Origin of the sequence: Peribacillus sp. RS7 (assembly GCF_041956845.1) — a bacterium.
Lineage (GTDB): Bacteria > Bacillota > Bacilli > Bacillales > DSM-1321 > Peribacillus.
In genome coordinates, this window is sequence record NZ_CP168135.1 from 4,642,270 (window position 1) to 4,657,564 (window position 15,295).

The 15,295-nt window shown below is 38.9% G+C and carries 11 protein-coding genes and 3 pseudogenes; 9 read left to right on the forward strand and 5 right to left on the reverse strand.

Features of this window, described 5'->3' with window-relative positions; translation table 11 throughout:
- Positions 1-283 precede the first annotated feature (283 nt).
- On the reverse strand, positions 284-1,522 hold the full coding sequence (locus ACDZ29_RS23125) for an IS110 family transposase (protein ID WP_289324650.1): 1,239 nt from the start codon (positions 1,520-1,522) through the stop codon (positions 284-286).
- Positions 1,523-1,892: 370 nt separating this feature from the next.
- Between ACDZ29_RS23125 and ACDZ29_RS23130 the strand changes: the two genes are divergently transcribed.
- A complete protein-coding gene (locus tag ACDZ29_RS23130; RefSeq protein ID WP_375088797.1) occupies positions 1,893-3,167 on the forward strand; it encodes an IS110 family transposase in 1,275 nt (424 codons plus the stop codon).
- A 603-nt stretch (positions 3,168-3,770) separates the two neighbouring features.
- On the opposite strand, the gene ACDZ29_RS23135 is transcribed toward ACDZ29_RS23130, so the two are convergent.
- Complete coding sequence (locus ACDZ29_RS23135; RefSeq protein WP_144554001.1) at positions 3,771-4,190, reverse strand: MarR family winged helix-turn-helix transcriptional regulator; 420 nt, start codon at positions 4,188-4,190, stop codon at positions 3,771-3,773.
- Positions 4,191-4,293: 103 nt separating this feature from the next.
- On the opposite strand from ACDZ29_RS23135, the gene ACDZ29_RS23140 reads away from it, so the two are divergent.
- Positions 4,294-5,280: a YhdH/YhfP family quinone oxidoreductase gene (locus ACDZ29_RS23140; protein ID WP_375088798.1), complete on the forward strand. Its 987-nt coding sequence runs from the start codon at positions 4,294-4,296 to the stop codon at positions 5,278-5,280.
- A gap of 315 nt (positions 5,281-5,595) precedes the next feature.
- Positions 5,596-6,010, forward strand: a pseudogene (locus ACDZ29_RS23145) (LURP-one-related/scramblase family protein); the annotation flags it as partial.
- A gap of 187 nt (positions 6,011-6,197) precedes the next feature.
- Here ACDZ29_RS23145 and ACDZ29_RS23150 read toward each other — a convergent pair.
- On the reverse strand, positions 6,198-7,460 hold the full coding sequence (locus tag ACDZ29_RS23150; protein WP_375088799.1) for a benzoate/H(+) symporter BenE family transporter: 1,263 nt from the start codon (positions 7,458-7,460) through the stop codon (positions 6,198-6,200).
- Positions 7,461-7,582: 122 nt separating this feature from the next.
- Between ACDZ29_RS23150 and ACDZ29_RS23155 the strand changes: the two genes are divergently transcribed.
- The 3 genes and pseudogenes from ACDZ29_RS23155 to ACDZ29_RS23165 form a co-directional block, all read left to right on the forward strand.
- Positions 7,583-8,452, forward strand: a complete 870-nt coding sequence (locus ACDZ29_RS23155) for a LysR family transcriptional regulator (RefSeq protein ID WP_375088800.1) — start codon at positions 7,583-7,585, stop codon at positions 8,450-8,452.
- Between the two features lie 577 nt (positions 8,453-9,029).
- Positions 9,030-10,127 (forward strand): L-dopachrome tautomerase-related protein, encoded by a 1,098-nt coding sequence (locus ACDZ29_RS23160; protein ID WP_370014932.1) that lies wholly within the window; start codon positions 9,030-9,032, stop codon positions 10,125-10,127.
- Between the two features lie 216 nt (positions 10,128-10,343).
- A pseudogene (locus ACDZ29_RS23165) lies at positions 10,344-10,594 on the forward strand (VOC family protein); the annotation flags it as partial.
- Between the two features lie 180 nt (positions 10,595-10,774).
- Here ACDZ29_RS23165 and ACDZ29_RS23170 read toward each other — a convergent pair.
- Together ACDZ29_RS23170 and ACDZ29_RS23175 are read right to left on the reverse strand one after the other, a co-directional pair.
- Positions 10,775-11,599, reverse strand: coding sequence for an FAD-binding oxidoreductase (locus ACDZ29_RS23170; RefSeq protein ID WP_375088801.1), 825 nt, complete (start codon positions 11,597-11,599; stop codon positions 10,775-10,777).
- Between the two features lie 39 nt (positions 11,600-11,638).
- Positions 11,639-11,808 (reverse strand): annotated as a pseudogene (locus ACDZ29_RS23175) (IS6 family transposase); the annotation flags it as partial.
- 598 nt (positions 11,809-12,406) lie between these two features.
- Here ACDZ29_RS23175 and ACDZ29_RS23180 point away from each other — a divergent pair.
- The 3 genes from ACDZ29_RS23180 to ACDZ29_RS23190 all read left to right on the forward strand — a co-directional run bounded on the left by ACDZ29_RS23180 (position 12,407) and on the right by ACDZ29_RS23190 (position 15,268).
- The gene (locus tag ACDZ29_RS23180) at positions 12,407-13,171 is read left to right on the forward strand and encodes an NUDIX domain-containing protein (protein ID WP_375088802.1); all 765 of its coding nucleotides are present in this window, start codon (positions 12,407-12,409) and stop codon (positions 13,169-13,171) included.
- A gap of 14 nt (positions 13,172-13,185) precedes the next feature.
- Positions 13,186-13,737, forward strand: coding sequence for a cysteine hydrolase family protein (locus ACDZ29_RS23185; protein WP_289324974.1), 552 nt, complete (start codon positions 13,186-13,188; stop codon positions 13,735-13,737).
- A 61-nt stretch (positions 13,738-13,798) separates the two neighbouring features.
- Entirely contained in the window at positions 13,799-15,268 is a 1,470-nt protein-coding gene (locus tag ACDZ29_RS23190; RefSeq protein WP_289324975.1) for a nicotinate phosphoribosyltransferase, read from the forward strand.
- Positions 15,269-15,295 lie beyond the last annotated feature (27 nt).

Consider the following 15,295-nt stretch of genomic DNA (forward strand, 5'->3'; position numbering starts at 1 on the left):
AAAGTAGACCAAAACTTATTTAATACCCATGATATTAGATTCATGGGTTTATTTTCTTTCCAATGTTTTTTCGCCTTGAATTATACAATTCACTTTTGCATTGGCTGAAGAAGATCGGAGCTGCCTTTAAGGCAGCTTTTTGTTATGCAACTAAACCAGCCAATAGTTTGTCAATATTTTTCAATAAAACCTTAAAATATTTCATGCTATACTAAATTTGTGCATACCAAATAACCTTCCAAGTTTCTGTGTTTGGAAAGTTCTGGGTGGTTTAGTTATACTTTCAAACTAGCCTATCTTGGAAAGGTGAGTTGCTTTTTAAAAGTGCATAAATCCAATGTAAGAGTTTATTGGCACATGCTATCACAGCTACTTTAAAGGGCTTTCCTTCTTCACGTTTCTTATCATAAAACTCTCGTAATCGCTTGTTACGAGGGATGATTTCATCTGTCGTTTTCTTCTTGCGACAATCACGAATGGCACATTTAACAGCCATATACAAGGCGTGTCTTAGTCTGCCAGAACCTCTTTTGGTAATCCGATTTACTGTGCCTTTAAATTTACCTGATTCAAAGATACTTGGATCAATTCCGGCAAATGCCACTAGTTTTTTAGGGTGATTAAACCGTTCAATCTCTCCAATTTCAGAAATAATCGTTGCAGCGATTTTTTCACCGATTCCAGGGATGGATTGGATAATCTTATATTCTTCAATTTCTTTTGCCAAAGCATCTATCTCGTCTTCAAATTTGGATAGGTGCTTTTGGTATTCTAGAAGCATTTTTATATACATTTCAAGGCTTAAAATGTGACTCTGATATAAGGTTCTCTGAAAAGGGTTTCGAGCTGAGGCAGCCGTAAGTTTCTCTGCCTGTGTATTCGCCCACTTTTTAGAACGACTTGGACAAAGTTCATTAATCCTATTTGCTACAGTTTCTTCACCGACTGCTAATATGTCTTCAGAAGTAGGGAATTCTAATAGAGTAAGCAAAGAAACAACCGAATACAAATCTCCAAAAACCCCTCTATATTCAGGAAATACTTGATCAAGAACAGCCTGGAACTGTAGTTTTGTTTGTACATAGATACCTGTTATATTTTCGTGTTGTCTTGAAAGATTACGAAGATTTAAGAGTTGTATCCCTCGTTTTTTATAAGGCTCTAAATCCTCTTTATAGTACAGCTCGCAGAGGTGACGTGCATCGATTATATCTGTCTTTACTTTGCGTAAACTTGAGCTCTTCGCACGATAAGAAATGAGTGGGTTAACGACAATTAATAAGTAGCCTCTCTCCTCAAAATACTGTACAACTGGCGTATGATAATGCCCCGTGGATTCCAATACAATCGGAGGTTTGATTCCTGTTTTATTTTCTATTTTTCTCAGAAACTGAAATAGCGTTTCTAATCCTTCAATGGTATGTGTAACTTTGAAACTGCCTTGATAAGGCTTCTTCTTTTCCAAGAATGCTTGAACCTGACTTTCACCTTTAGCTACATCCAGACCAACCACTGGATTCATTTTTTATCTCCTCCAAAAACATAATATTTGCCGGTAACCCCTAATCCTTCTTGCAGTATCATAGCTTCGCTTGTTATACGAGATCTTGGTCCCAACCAGCCAAATCATGTTTAAGCAAGTAGGGGGCGAACTGTTTAGTTGACGGGATCTTAAGCCCCACGGGCAGGTACGTTCTACCCCGGCTACCGTTATAATAAAACTATATAAAAATTGGTCAACCAGAAATATCTGGCTGACCTAATAATACGAATGGGGCAGGTTAGCATTCCTGTAGATCGTTAAATATCAGGTTTTAAAAAAATAGAGCCCCTCAGTAAGATATGAGTATAGAGTCCAATCTAACTCAGAATCTTAAGGAGGAAGCCCTACTATGAATTTTAAAATGCAAGACAAACAAAATCAACTAATAGAAAGAATTTCCGATACACACCTTATTGTTGGTGTGGATATCGCTCAACAACTACACGTTGCAAGAGCAGTTAACTTCCGTGGAATTGTAGTTGGAGACCCTCTTACATTTGAAAATAATGAAGAGGGGTTCCTTAAACTATTAAAATGGATTCATGATTTAAAAAGATTAAAAAACTTAGATGCAGCAATAGTAGGTATGGAGCCTACAGGCCATTACTGGATTAACCTTTCAAAATGGTTATATAACCAAAACATTGAGGTTGTAACAGTCAATCCCCACTTAGTAAAAAGGAATAAAGGGAATCGTGATAATACCCAATCTAAGAGTGATAAAAAAGATGCGCTCGTTATCGCGGATATGATCAAAAACGGCTACTATTCCTTTATTCGCCCATCATCAGAATCATTTGAGAAGCTTAGAGTTCTAATGTCTAATCGTGATGTGATTGTTAAACGTCTCGTGATGTCTATTAATCAAGTAAATCGATGGGTGGATGTGGTCTTTCCTGAACTCAGACAAGTGTTTAAAGATGTAACGTGCAAAGGGGCGATCGCAACCCTTCGTTTATTTCCTACACCGGATGAAATATCTTCACTAGAAACACTAGATGTCATGAGGGGTTGGAAGTCTTTAATGAAACGACAACCAGGACCCAAGAAGGCTCAATTACTAATCAATCTAGCAAAATCCTCTATTGGGACCGGACAAGCTCTTGATGCTTATAAATTCCATTTAGAACAATTATTAGAGGAATATGACCTCGCTGTCAAACTACTCGAAAGAGTTGAACAACAAGTTAAAGAAGTTCTCTACAAAATACCATTTGCAAAAAAACTACTTATGATTAAAGGAATAAGTGAAATTTCATTAGCCGGGATACTGGGTGAATCAGGAGATCTAAGTGGTTTCTCTCACGGAAACTCTCTATTGCGGCATGCGGGATTACATCTAGCAGAAGCAAGTTCAGGCAAATGGAAAGGTCAGATTGTCATTTCAAAGCGTGGAAGGTCAAGACTACGACGATTCCTCTACTTAGCAACTATGAGCCTTGTGATGAATAACCCTGAGTTTAAGGCCGTCCATTCCCATAATGTGAAGGTAAAGAAGATAAAGAAAATGAAATCAATCATGAAACTCATAGGTAAACTAGCAAGGATTTTTGTAGGAATAGCACGACGAAACGAGTCTTATTGTCCAAATAAAGTCCAAGTATTGATCCCATTAGCAGCATAGAAATAAAACATTAGTTATATAGAATGTATCATTCAAAATAGTTAACTTTAATTTTGAATGTTGTCTTATTCGTAGGATTTCAAATATGTACGAGTACCAGGTTTCTTAAACAAAAGGGCACTGTGACCCATCAGGTTAGCATAACTGGCCTCCACCCCTTGGATAGGCATGACGAAGGAATGAGAGGGCAATTGACCCGTTGAGACATGGGAGGGAAAGCCTCCAGGGGCGGCGTGGAGATGTGCATTATATGGTAAAATGTGGAGTGGTAGCTGACTCCTTTATTTAACTATGCCTTCACGAAGCCTAACTTATCTGAACTCATTTCATTTACCCGTAAGTCTAATTACAGGGGGTATGAAATCCTGCGAATAAGTGAGCATTCGAGAGATATTCGCATCAAACTGAGGGAGTTTAACAATGGGATTTAGTCTTACATTATACAACGTAGTCAGGCCCCCCCATCAACCATTATGAAGGGGGGGGCTAATTTAATTTATATTAACAAACTAGGTAGAGCTAATCTGTAAATTTACACTCCAACCAAGTACTGTTCCAACCGTAGGTTAAGAAAATAAGTGTTATTATATTGGCTACATATCGTTAAAAATCAGACTTTATTATTGTATCTAATGCTTTTTTTAGTACTACTTTATCATTATCCGACAAGTTTTGAAGAACCTTATTATTCAACTTAATTGTTGCAGCTTCAACTTCATCTCTGATTTCTTTAGATTTTTGAGTAGCCATCACTAAAACATTTCTACGATTTTTTGGATCTACCGAACGTTTTATTAATTCAGCTTTTTGCATTTTATCTAATATCCCCGAGACAGTAGGAGCTTCTAAATATACCATTTCTCCAATTTGTTTAGGAGATAATTGTCCTTCTCTCCACAAACAATTCAACACACCATATTGAGCTGGTGTTACTCCATATTCCTCTAAAAGCTTGCTGAAATATTTAAAAACTTTATTCTGACTAGCACTTAGTAAAAAGTTCATGCAATCTTTTAATTCCATAGTATCTCCTCCATATTGACATTACCTATAATATCATGTTAGTTTTTGTAATGAAACATTTTTGATGCAAAAATGTTTTGCATCAAAAGGGAGGTAGATATCTATGAATACATTCAAGGCAATAATTGTAAAAGAAAAACATGATCAAGTAATTTATGGTTTGGAAGATGTTAATCTTGACAGTCTTTCGGACGGCGAGGTTTTAATTAAGGTGTCATATTCTTCAATAAACTATAAGGATATGCTAGCTGTTCAAAAAAATGGAGGAGTTATTCGGAATTACCCAATGATCCCCGGAATTGATTTAAGTGGAACCATTGTTCATACAACAGATAATCGTTACACAGAGGGACAGAAAGTTGTTGTTACAGGTTTTGCTATGGGGATGAGCCATACAGGAGGATTTGCAGAATATGCTAGAGTCCCTGGAGATTGGATTGTTCCTATGCCAGTCAACTTATCCTTAAAAGATGCTATGGTTTTTGGAACAGCAGGGTTTACGGCTACCCTTTCTATCATAGCTTTAGAGGAGAAAGGTATGAATATAATTAAAAACCCTAGGATTCTAGTCACTGGTTCAACTGGTGGAGTAGGTAGTATTGCTTTACAAATTTTATCTAAAATTGGTTACAAAAATATTGCTGCTTTAGTTCGAAAAGAACACCAAATAGAGGTAGCTATATCTTTAGGAGCTACCGATGTCATTTTTGTAAATGAATTAGGAGTGCAAAATAAACCATTAAATAAGCAAAAGTTTGACTTTGTCCTAGATACTGTTGGTGGGGAAATTGCTTCTGTATTAATTCCTCAAATTTCTTATGGTGGAAGTATGAGTATGTGTGGGAATGCAGGTGGTATAAAACTAACATCAACAGTATTGCCGTTTATACTTAGAGGAATTAACCTTTTGGGAATTGATTCTGTAAATGTACCAATCAAAGATCGTGGTTATATTTGGGAGGAAATAGCGAATGAATGGAATATTTCTCAAACTACTCTAATAAGTGAAATTTCACTTGAAGAATTACCTCAAACGATTGAAGCGATTAAAAATGGTCACCATTTGGGAAGAACAATTATTAAATATTAAAAAACATTTAACTTTTTCAAGAAGTAAACAACGCTTATCTTACTATAATCGATAGATATACCAAATTTTTAATAGTACTGCATGTATCTGCAGTTGTTTTCCACCCTATACCATCACTGGTATAGGGTGGAAAAGGGGAGTTTGTGAAGGATTACACTTAGGAAGAATTGCTGACTTTACAAAAGGTAAATTAGTAAGGATAAATAGTGGTGAACCGAAAAGAAGGTGATTTTGAGTGAAACTATTATTTGGAATTTAATGCATAAGATTGGAACCAATGCCCATTTCAAACGTAAGTAATGTAAAAGACTTAAATATTACGTGGAGGGAAGTTTTATGCAAGTTCCAAAGACTTTCTCCATTATGAATACAGCAAGAGATGAAGTAGCACTCATTACGAAAAAGGTGTTCAGCATTTTACCAAAGTTTTTGGTTGAGGTGAATGGTTGAGAGGTATTAACAATAAAGAAGGAATTTCCTTCTTAAAAGCACGATATACAATTGATGCGGCAGGCATTGAAGTACATGGTAATTGGTTGGATATGGATTTTCAAGTTTTACAGCATGGTAAAATCGTAGATGAAGTGGGCAAGGAGTGGTTCACTTGGGGCGATAGCTACAGGTTCAAATAATAGATGAAGAGATGGAAAGCATTATTATTTCACTCGTTGTTGAAATTGATTGTGTAAAGGCTGATCAAGCAGCTGCTTCATCAGCAGCGTCGATTTAAAGTAGAAGTGTAAAATAAAAAGGCTGACAGTTTTTAAAAAATCACTGCTTGAATATGTGCGGTGAATCGTATCATAAGTATATGAGGTTTTTATTCTATACAAAGAAATAAATGACACCTAGACTGCACTATGTCTAGGTGTCATTTATTTTGTCATGAGATGTATCCGAGGTCTAAAGAAACGGTGTTAGGAAATTTTGTCCTTGTAAAGAGCTTCACTCAAGTTAGTTTCATTGTTTTGGTCACTTGATTCGGATTTATAAAAATCTTGTTTATCCAAGAATACGGTGGCCAAGGTACCCCCAACCAGACCCCAGAATGGTGCTCCAATATGGAGAATAGAGATCCCAGAGATTGTGATTATAAAGGAAAAGAGGGCGCCTGATTTGAATGGACCAGAGAAACTCATTTTCAAAGAGTCAACCAGTACACTAATCATGGCGACGCCACCTAGTAATTGAATTAATGAGGCAGGAATGACATATGGAATTTGCGAAGCTATAGGAGAGAATAGAGCTAATAGACAGGATAATACTCCTAATACAATAGCAGCGACATACCTATGTTCAAGTTTGCCTGATTCTTTATTAACAAGTAAGCCCGTCATGGGACCTGCAATACAGGCTGGGTGGCCCCCAAAAAAAGCATTTATAATGGTACCGATTCCGCTCCAATTTGTCATGGCATTGATCGGTGGACGATAGCCATGGATCTCTAACATAGCAATCCCTTGGGCATTTTGAATGGCAATAACCGTTAAGAGTAATGGAATGACAAGTTCCCCTACAACGGAAAAACTAAATGATGGAATGATAAAATGGGGAATGCCCATTGTTATATGGATAGGCTGTACAGAAACGTTCGGCAAAAATTTAAGACAAAGAATTGCTGCAATGATCGCCCCTAATATAGGCGGAAACTTTTTTGAAAATCGTAAGAAAAAAGAAAGAGCAAGAAAGACAAGTAAAGGGATTCCGTTGAGTAAAGGATTTTTTACAACCGAGCCGATCATTTCAGTTCCGAAAGGGAGTAAGACGCCTGACACCATCCCCATCATAACTGGCATAGGCAAAACCTTCATCAATTTTGTAACAAGGCCAGATAATCCTAAAAGAATAATAAGGATCCCGGTTATAATATAGGCACCAACCACTTGGTTGAAAGAATAATGGGTTAAGCTTGAGCCGACAAGAATGGCTCCAGGTATTGAAAAGGCATAGCCTATGGGTTGCCCATAATATAAGGAGACGATGAGCGTTAGGAGTCCCCCCATTCCATAAATGGCGAAAATCCATGAGCTGGTTATGCTACCAGACAAATGACCTTTTGCAGCAGCTTGTAAAACAATTAATAATGGTCCTGCTGAACCAAAAAGCCAGGCCACAAATCCATTCGATATATTCCCAACTGATAAAAGCTTTGGAAATTGTATGGTATTTTTTTTGAACAACAAAGTCACTCCCCTTCAACTTATGAATTACACTACATCTTAGTGTATACTTAATTTATCAATACTTAAAATATCTGTTTTATCTTTTTACTATATCTTTTAGGTATGATGGAGGTTTCATCTTGGATATTCGACAGTTAAAATACTTTGTCACTATAGCAGAAGAAGGTAAGATTACGACAGCTGCAAAGAAATTAAATATTGCTCAACCCCCTTTGAGCAGACAACTCAAACAAATGGAAGAAGAGCTAGGCGTCATTTTATTTGATCGAGATAATAAAAGTCTTAATTTAACCTTGGAGGGGGAAATATTACTTCTTCGAGCAAAAGAACTTTTAAATAAACTTGATGAAACAATGGTAGAAGTTCAAGAATTGAGGAAAGACGCCAGTGGGATTTTATCTGTTGGATCCAATCTTTATTGTGCATCTTTAATTCTTTCCAAGGTGGTAGATATTCGTGAGAAAAATCCTGGTCTTACTTTCAAAGTATGGGAAGGTGAAACGATTCATCTCATAAAAATGTTATCTAAACGTCAGATTGAGATTGCGATAACAAATAGTCCAATAACAGAAAAAAGTATCTCTCAAATGACATTGGAAAGTGACCCATATGTGCTTGTTTTGCCTGAAAAATGGACGTGGAGTGGATCAGAACAATGCAGGTTAGAGGAAATCATCGATTTGCCATTGATTCTTCTGCGACCAAACTATGGTTTAGGTGCGTATGGACAAATTGTCAATGAATTTCAACGGTTAGATTTAGAACCAAACATACTGTGCGAATGTCAGGATTTAATTATGTTACTTGGTCTCGTTTCATCGGGGTTTGGTGCAACGATCTTACCGCTCTCGTTATTATCCCTCCATTCATTGGGAGGATTGAGAGTCATTCAGCTAAAGGATCAGACCTTAATATCTGAACCCAAAGTAATTTGGAGGAAGAATAGTTATTTATCAAAAGCAGCAAAAGAATTTTTAAAACTTTTTTAGACACCAAAATTATTTACTCAAAAGTAAAAGACTTCAACGTTGAAAAATGGAAAATAAAATGAAACAGGTATTAGTTTTGACTGTGGTAAAGTAGATCTTTAAATGAAAAATAAAATATATCATGGTTTTATAACCTCATTTAGATTCGTTACGGGGAACCGTATCATAAGAAAATGAGGTTCTTAAATAATCTATATTAAATGAGTATCCGCCCACTTTATAGGCTTCTAAAAATTCTTACTTATGCTCAGGATGAAAAAGTTACACTAAACTTAAAAATACTCCCCTTTAAAGGAGACAGATTTATTTTCTAACCAGGCTGCTGGACGGGAGCAAATCATAATAGTTTTTATGTTAGTTCTAAAATTGACTGCAAACGTAAATTCAAATGCTCTCATTCCCCGTCTTTGGAGAGCCAGTGGAAGTTTGAATCACTTTATCGAAACTCCCATGTTTCTCCTGGACTAATAAACCTACAGCATCCATCACGATAGAAAAATTTATCAAGAAACAGGCACTACAAAAAAATTTCATCATATATAGGTGATATCCGTTCGGATTTGATGAGGAGGATATCATGCAACCTATGTTACCTATGGAAAAATATTTTGGGCAGTTTGAACTGGTGCATGCTTTTTATGGGGCTATGCCTACAGGTGTCAGCGTTTCCGAAACCGGTCGTATTTTTGTATGCTTTCCGAAATGGGGAGACGATGTTCAATTTACTGTGGCGGAAATTGTTGAGGGTGCATTACAGCCTTATCCCAGTGTAGAAACCAATTTAGTTAATACTGGAAATATTACGATGTCTTTCGTCAGTGTCCAAAGTATCGTTGCTGATGGAAGAGGAACACTTTGGGTACTAGATACAGGGGCACCAAATTTTTCTGAACCTATTCAAGGGGGAGCAAAATTAGTTGCTGTTGATTTAAGCACGAATACAATAAGGAGAGTATATACCTTTACAGAAGATGTTGTCTTGCCAACAACTTATCTGAATGATGTCCGTTTGGATTTTCGGGTTGGAAGAGCAGGCTATGCATATATAACAGATTCTTCTTCCAGTGGGCCAGGGGCTATTATCGTCGTAGATTTAGAAAATGGGAACGCGTTTAGACGGTTAAATGGGGCAATATCAACTTCACCTGATCCCTATTTTTTACCGAAAGTAGAAGGTGGAATTTTGATGAATCGAAACCCGGACGGCGCAACTTTCCCATTTAGATTGGCTTCCGATAGTTTAGCGATTTCTCCTGATGGAAAGGTTTTATTTTATGCTCCGCTAACCAGCCGTCAGCTGTTCTCGATCTCAACAGAAGCCCTAAGAGACAGAAGAATACAGGACCTGAATTTATCCCAATATGTGCAGTATTGGGGGGAAAAAGGTGCGTCTGATGGAATGATCACCGGCGCAAAAGGAACCGTTTATGCGGGAGACTATGAAAACAATAGTATCCGGAAGATATTGCCGAATGGCGCAATGGAAACCATCGCACATGACCCCAGAATTTTATGGCCGGATACTTTTTCGATTGGCCCCGATCAATACTTATATGTCATTGTGAATCAATTACATCGGCAGGCGAGATTTCATTATGGAAGAGACCTGCGGGAAAAACCATATAGTTTACTTCGTATGAGAATTGATGAATTCCCTGCTCCTACCTTTTCATAGTAATCGTAAACGAAGGTAGCTATCCCCCATCAGGGAGCTGCCTTTTTTGTCAGATATTCCCGCAACTGTCCTATAATAAAGAGGTGACTTAACTCAAATTGAAAAGCCTGCTTCATCTTAGACTTTAAAATATAAATAAAGCACCATAGGCATGAAGCTATATAAGTATCAACTTACGGTAAGAGGAAAAATTTTGAACAAAACTAGGAGGTAATCATGGGAAGAGTAGTTCACCTCGAAATTCATGTGGATGACATGGAATGGGCAAAGAAATTTTATGGTGAGGTATTTGGATGGTCATTTCAAGATTGGAGTGATTTCGCAGGAATGCCTTACTTGGGAGCGGTGACTGGCGATGAGAATGAACCTGGGATAATGGTGCTTTGATGCAGCGTCAAAGTCCTCCGCCGGAAGTTGGCCAAGCTCTTAATGGGTACTTGGCCAATCGAACCACCATAGGAGTCAAACGCGATCACATTAGCTGTGCCGGGGGCGGTTTGCAAGTTATGGATCAATACGCCAAGTGCCGCATCTGACAGAGGTTCGTAGGCATAGGCGGAAGAATGTTTAAATTTGTCTTGCTTTACCTGTCGTCCTGCAAACAGGCGGGCTGCTTCAATCCAAGTAGTGGAGTGGAACTCAGCGGTCTAGGGCCGAGTCGCCTCTTGCAGAGGACGCATAATCTGCCTGAGCTCTTGTTCCGAGCCGACAAATACGCCGCTGGAACGGAGATCGCCCTGGTTTTGCGCAGGAACCAATAGCAGGGATGTCAGACGTGCATCGGTATGGGGAGCCCACGTCTGCCAATAACGCACCACTTTTTCGAGAACGGCAAAGTCCCATGTTATTCTGTAACGAGCGACATACTCGATCGGATGCACACGAAAGGTAAAGGATGTGATCACGCCAAAGCTGCCGTCTCCCCCACCACGGCAAGCCCAAAACAGGTTGCTGTGCTGACTGTCATTGGCACGGATAATCTTGCCTTGTGCTGTAACCATTTCCACCTCGAGTACGTTATCGCAGGTCATTCCCAATTGCCTGGACAACAACCCGTATCCTCCTCCGAGAGTTATTCCGGATACACCGATCGTCGGACACGTCCCGGATGGGATGGTTAATCTTTGTTTCCAAAGCGCTTCGTACAAAGGTAGCAAACGGAACCCCGCGCCGATCTGCTCCGTGCCGCCCTCTTTATTGATTTGCAGCTTTAGCAGCCCGCTGATATCAATGACGAGACCACCGTCGACGAGGGAAAATGCTTCATAGCTATGTCCGCCGCTGCGTACGCGAAAAGGAAGCTGCTGCTTACGTGCCCATAGGATCGCGTTGACAACGTCCTGTGTGACCTCACAGTAAACGATCACCTTTGGGAATTTATTAAAGCGGCCGTTATAATTTTGTCTTGCTTCGTCATAGCGGGGTGAGCCTTGCAGGATTACACGCCCGGTTAGTCCTCCTATGCTTACCATGGGACGATACCTCCTTAAAAACGTAAGATGCGGAAAGCCTTATACAATCCATATGTAAAACGAGAAGAAACAGAACTGATGGACGAATTCTTTCTGATTATGGACAGATGATTCCATAAATCAACCTGTTCTTTTTTGATCATTTGCATGGCCTCTACTCCAAAATGAATGGATGTAGCTGTGTCAAAAGACTTGAATCCTAACATAGACTATATTCCTTCAATTAATCGATGTTTTCAATTCCGGTTTACCAGGAATTATTTAGGCTTTGAGTATGAAATGCTTGTTGATTAGAATTTTTAACTTTTCAAAAACTAGAAAATATAGTGGTTCTTAAACTGCGTTAGTTGAACTAGAAATAAGGGGTTCTTAGTAACGAGGATAAATGTAAGTTATTCCATTAAAGGGCGCTTTTCTTTTATAAGAAGGCGTCTTTTTATAATATACTTATAAATTTCAGGGATTGGATTTTTTTAGGTAAAGAAATGATTGTGAAGCTTTCTACTTAAACTAAAGGGTGCGTTCGTATTATACGGTCGACCAGTAAAAATGAACTGCACCTCCAATTGTTAGACACAACAAACAATTGGAGGTGCAGTTTTTTAATAGAATCTATTATATCAGTAGCCAGGGTAAGACGTACGGGTGGGGCTATTTACATGTGTTAAAATAAATGATTTTTAAAAAAATTAGAAAATTTTTCTGATTTTGAGTTGCTAAATCTTACAAGGAAGAGTACTATAATTAGTAATTAATGATTTACTAATTACTCAATCCCATACTTAGTGAAAGAAAGTGAGAGTTGCCATGGCTCAGCAGGAAAAAAAGAAATACATTACTCCAGATGGATATACGGCAGATATTGCGATTTTTACTATCACTACTAAGAAAACGGCAGAGAAAGCCCCGCCTGAAATGTTTTTGAAGCTATTATTAATCAAACGCGCAACAAAAGATAAAGAAGGACGCCCAAATGTCGAAGGAGATAAATGGGCTTTGCCCGGAGGCTTTGTCAATGCTTTCGAGACTGCCTATGAAGCAGCTAAACGAGAATTAAAAGAAGAAACGGGCGTAGCTGGATTCCATGTCAAGCATTTCGGGGTCTATGACCGGCCAGGACGCGATCCCAGGGGATGGATCATATCCAATGCTTTTTATGCAATTGTCCAGGAAGAGTATCTTCATCAAAGAAAAGCGAATGACGATGCAGCCGAGGTTGAATTGTTCACGATACAGGAAGCCTTACGATTAGAGCTTGCATTTGATCATCATACAATCATTAACGATGCGATGAACTTAATGAAAAAAGAAATGGTGCAAACGACGATAGCCCAAAAATTCCTGCCGGATGAATTTACTCTTTCTGAACTGCAACGGGTTTTGCTGACAGCTAGAGATGATGCAAAAATCAGCGCAGACTCACTTTTTTATGCTAAAGCCCCTAAACTCCCGTTCTTGGAGAAAGTCTTGGATGAAAAGGGTATGCAGAAGAAAACGAAACGTAATTCATATCGGCCTTCACAACTTTACCGATTTAATGCAGAGGTTGTCATGGACTCTATTTATTACTAAGGGGGAATAGTGAAATGGGTAAAAAGGCATTGATCAATATCGATTATACGTATGACTTTGTGGCAGACGGGGGTTCATTGACCTGCGGGAAGCCAGGCCAGGATATCGAGAAGGCACTTGTCAGCATAACAAAGGAATTTATCAAACAAGGCGAATACACAGTCTTTGCGATTGACTTGCATGAAGAAGGAGACCGCTTACATCCTGAATCGAATTTGTTTCCACCGCATAATATTAGCGGTACAATGGGTAGAGACCTATATGGGGCGTTAAAAGAAGAGTATGAAACAAATAAAAATCAAAAGAATGTTCATTATATAGATAAAACGCGTTATTCGGCATTTGCAGGAACGGACCTAGATATCCGCCTAAGGGAACGCCACATTACTGATGTATATTTAGTCGGGGTTTGTACAGATATCTGCATTTTGCATACGGCAATCGACGCTTATAATCTAGGCTATAAAATCTTTGTATATGAAAATGCAGTGGCCTCGTTCAATGATGCCGGTCACCATTGGGCGCTTGGACATTTTAAAGGATCTCTTGGAGCCACCATTCTATAATAACGATTCACGCAACAGAATAGAAGGGAAGCGAATGCTTCTCTTTTGGGAGGAACTATCCATGGAAAAAAAGTACAACGACGACAGTTACGCATTACACACTGACCTTTACCAAATCAATATGGCCCAAACTTATTGGCAGGACAAAACACATGACCGAAAGGCAGTTTTCGAGATATTTTTCAGAAAGCTTCCATTTAATAGCGGATATGCGATTTTTGCGGGACTTGAAAAAATTGTCCATTATCTTCAAAACTTTTCCTTCTCGGAAAGTGATATCGACTATTTGAAAACGGACCTGCACTACGATGAAGAATTTTTGAAATATTTGCAGAACATCCGTTTCACGGGAGCGATCCGTTGCATGAAAGAGGGAGAGCTCGTCTTCGGCAATGAACCGATTTTACGGGTGGAGGCACCACTTGGCGAGGCTCAACTAATAGAAACGGCGTTGCTCAACATTGTGAACTATCACACACTCGTGGCAACAAAAGCTTCGCGCATCAAACAGGTCATCGGTGAAGAATCTGCCCTTGAATTCGGTTCAAGACGGGCGCAAGAAATGGATGCTGCAATTTGGGGAGCGAGAGCGGCCTATATTGCCGGCTTTGATTCCACTAGTAATGTACGTGCTGGAAAGCTGTTCGGCATTCCGGTTTCAGGAACGCATGCCCATTCCATGATCCAAGCTTATAAAGATGAATATACGGCTTTCCATAAATACGCTGTTTCCCATAAAGACTGTGTATTCTTGGTTGATACCTATGATACTTTGCGTTCAGGCATCCCGAATGCAATCCGTGTTGCCAAGGAACTGGGCGATAAAATCAATTTCATTGGCGTCCGTCTTGACAGCGGTGATTTAGCTTACTTATCTAAAGAAGCACGACGTATGCTTGATGCTGCAGGCTTCCATGATGCGAAGATTGTCGCTTCCAATGACCTGGATGAATATACGATCATCAACCTTAAGCAACAAGGAGCAAGAATTGACATTTGGGGCATCGGAACCAAATTGATTACGGCTTATGACCAGCCAGCGCTCGGTGCTGTTTATAAAATGGTTTCAATAGAGGGCGAAGATGGGAATATGAGAGATACCATCAAAATTTCTTCTAACCCTGAAAAGGTTACGACACCTGGCTTAAAACGAGTATATCGAATCATCAATAAAGTGAACCATCATGCTGAAGGTGATTATTTGGCGATGGAATATGAGAAGCCGCAGGAACAGGAAAAATTAAAAATGTTTCATCCTGTCCATACCTTCCTAAGTAAATTCGTCACGGATTTCGATGCGGTTGATCTGCATGTGGATATTTTCAAGGATGGCAGCTTGATTTATGAATTGCCAACAATAGATGAAATCAAGGCCTTCACGCAAAAAAATCTCCAAGTATTATGGCCGGAGTACCTTCGTGCACTTAATCCAGAGGAATACCCGGTAGATCTCAGCCAGGATTGTTGGGATAATAAAATGAGGAATATAGATGAAGTTAAAGCCAATGTAGAAAGAATGCTAACGAAATGACCAATCTATTTTATTAGAAAGCGGGGC

Excerpts from the sequence above, each read along its gene's own strand:
- ACDZ29_RS23125 (WP_289324650.1), bottom strand. The coding sequence starts at position 1,522 with ATGAATCCAGTGGTTGGTCTGGATGTAGCTAAAGGTGAAAGTCAGGTT.
- ACDZ29_RS23130 (WP_375088797.1), top strand. The coding sequence starts at position 1,893 with ATGAATTTTAAAATGCAAGACAAACAAAATCAACTAATAGAAAGAATT.
- ACDZ29_RS23135 (WP_144554001.1), bottom strand. The coding sequence starts at position 4,190 with ATGGAATTAAAAGATTGCATGAACTTTTTACTAAGTGCTAGTCAGAAT.
- ACDZ29_RS23140 (WP_375088798.1), top strand. The coding sequence starts at position 4,294 with ATGAATACATTCAAGGCAATAATTGTAAAAGAAAAACATGATCAAGTA.
- ACDZ29_RS23160 (WP_370014932.1), top strand. The coding sequence starts at position 9,030 with ATGCAACCTATGTTACCTATGGAAAAATATTTTGGGCAGTTTGAACTG.
- ACDZ29_RS23170 (WP_375088801.1), bottom strand. The coding sequence starts at position 11,599 with ATGGTAAGCATAGGAGGACTAACCGGGCGTGTAATCCTGCAAGGCTCA.
- ACDZ29_RS23180 (WP_375088802.1), top strand. The coding sequence starts at position 12,407 with ATGGCTCAGCAGGAAAAAAAGAAATACATTACTCCAGATGGATATACG.
- ACDZ29_RS23185 (WP_289324974.1), top strand. The coding sequence starts at position 13,186 with ATGGGTAAAAAGGCATTGATCAATATCGATTATACGTATGACTTTGTG.
- ACDZ29_RS23190 (WP_289324975.1), top strand. The coding sequence starts at position 13,799 with ATGGAAAAAAAGTACAACGACGACAGTTACGCATTACACACTGACCTT.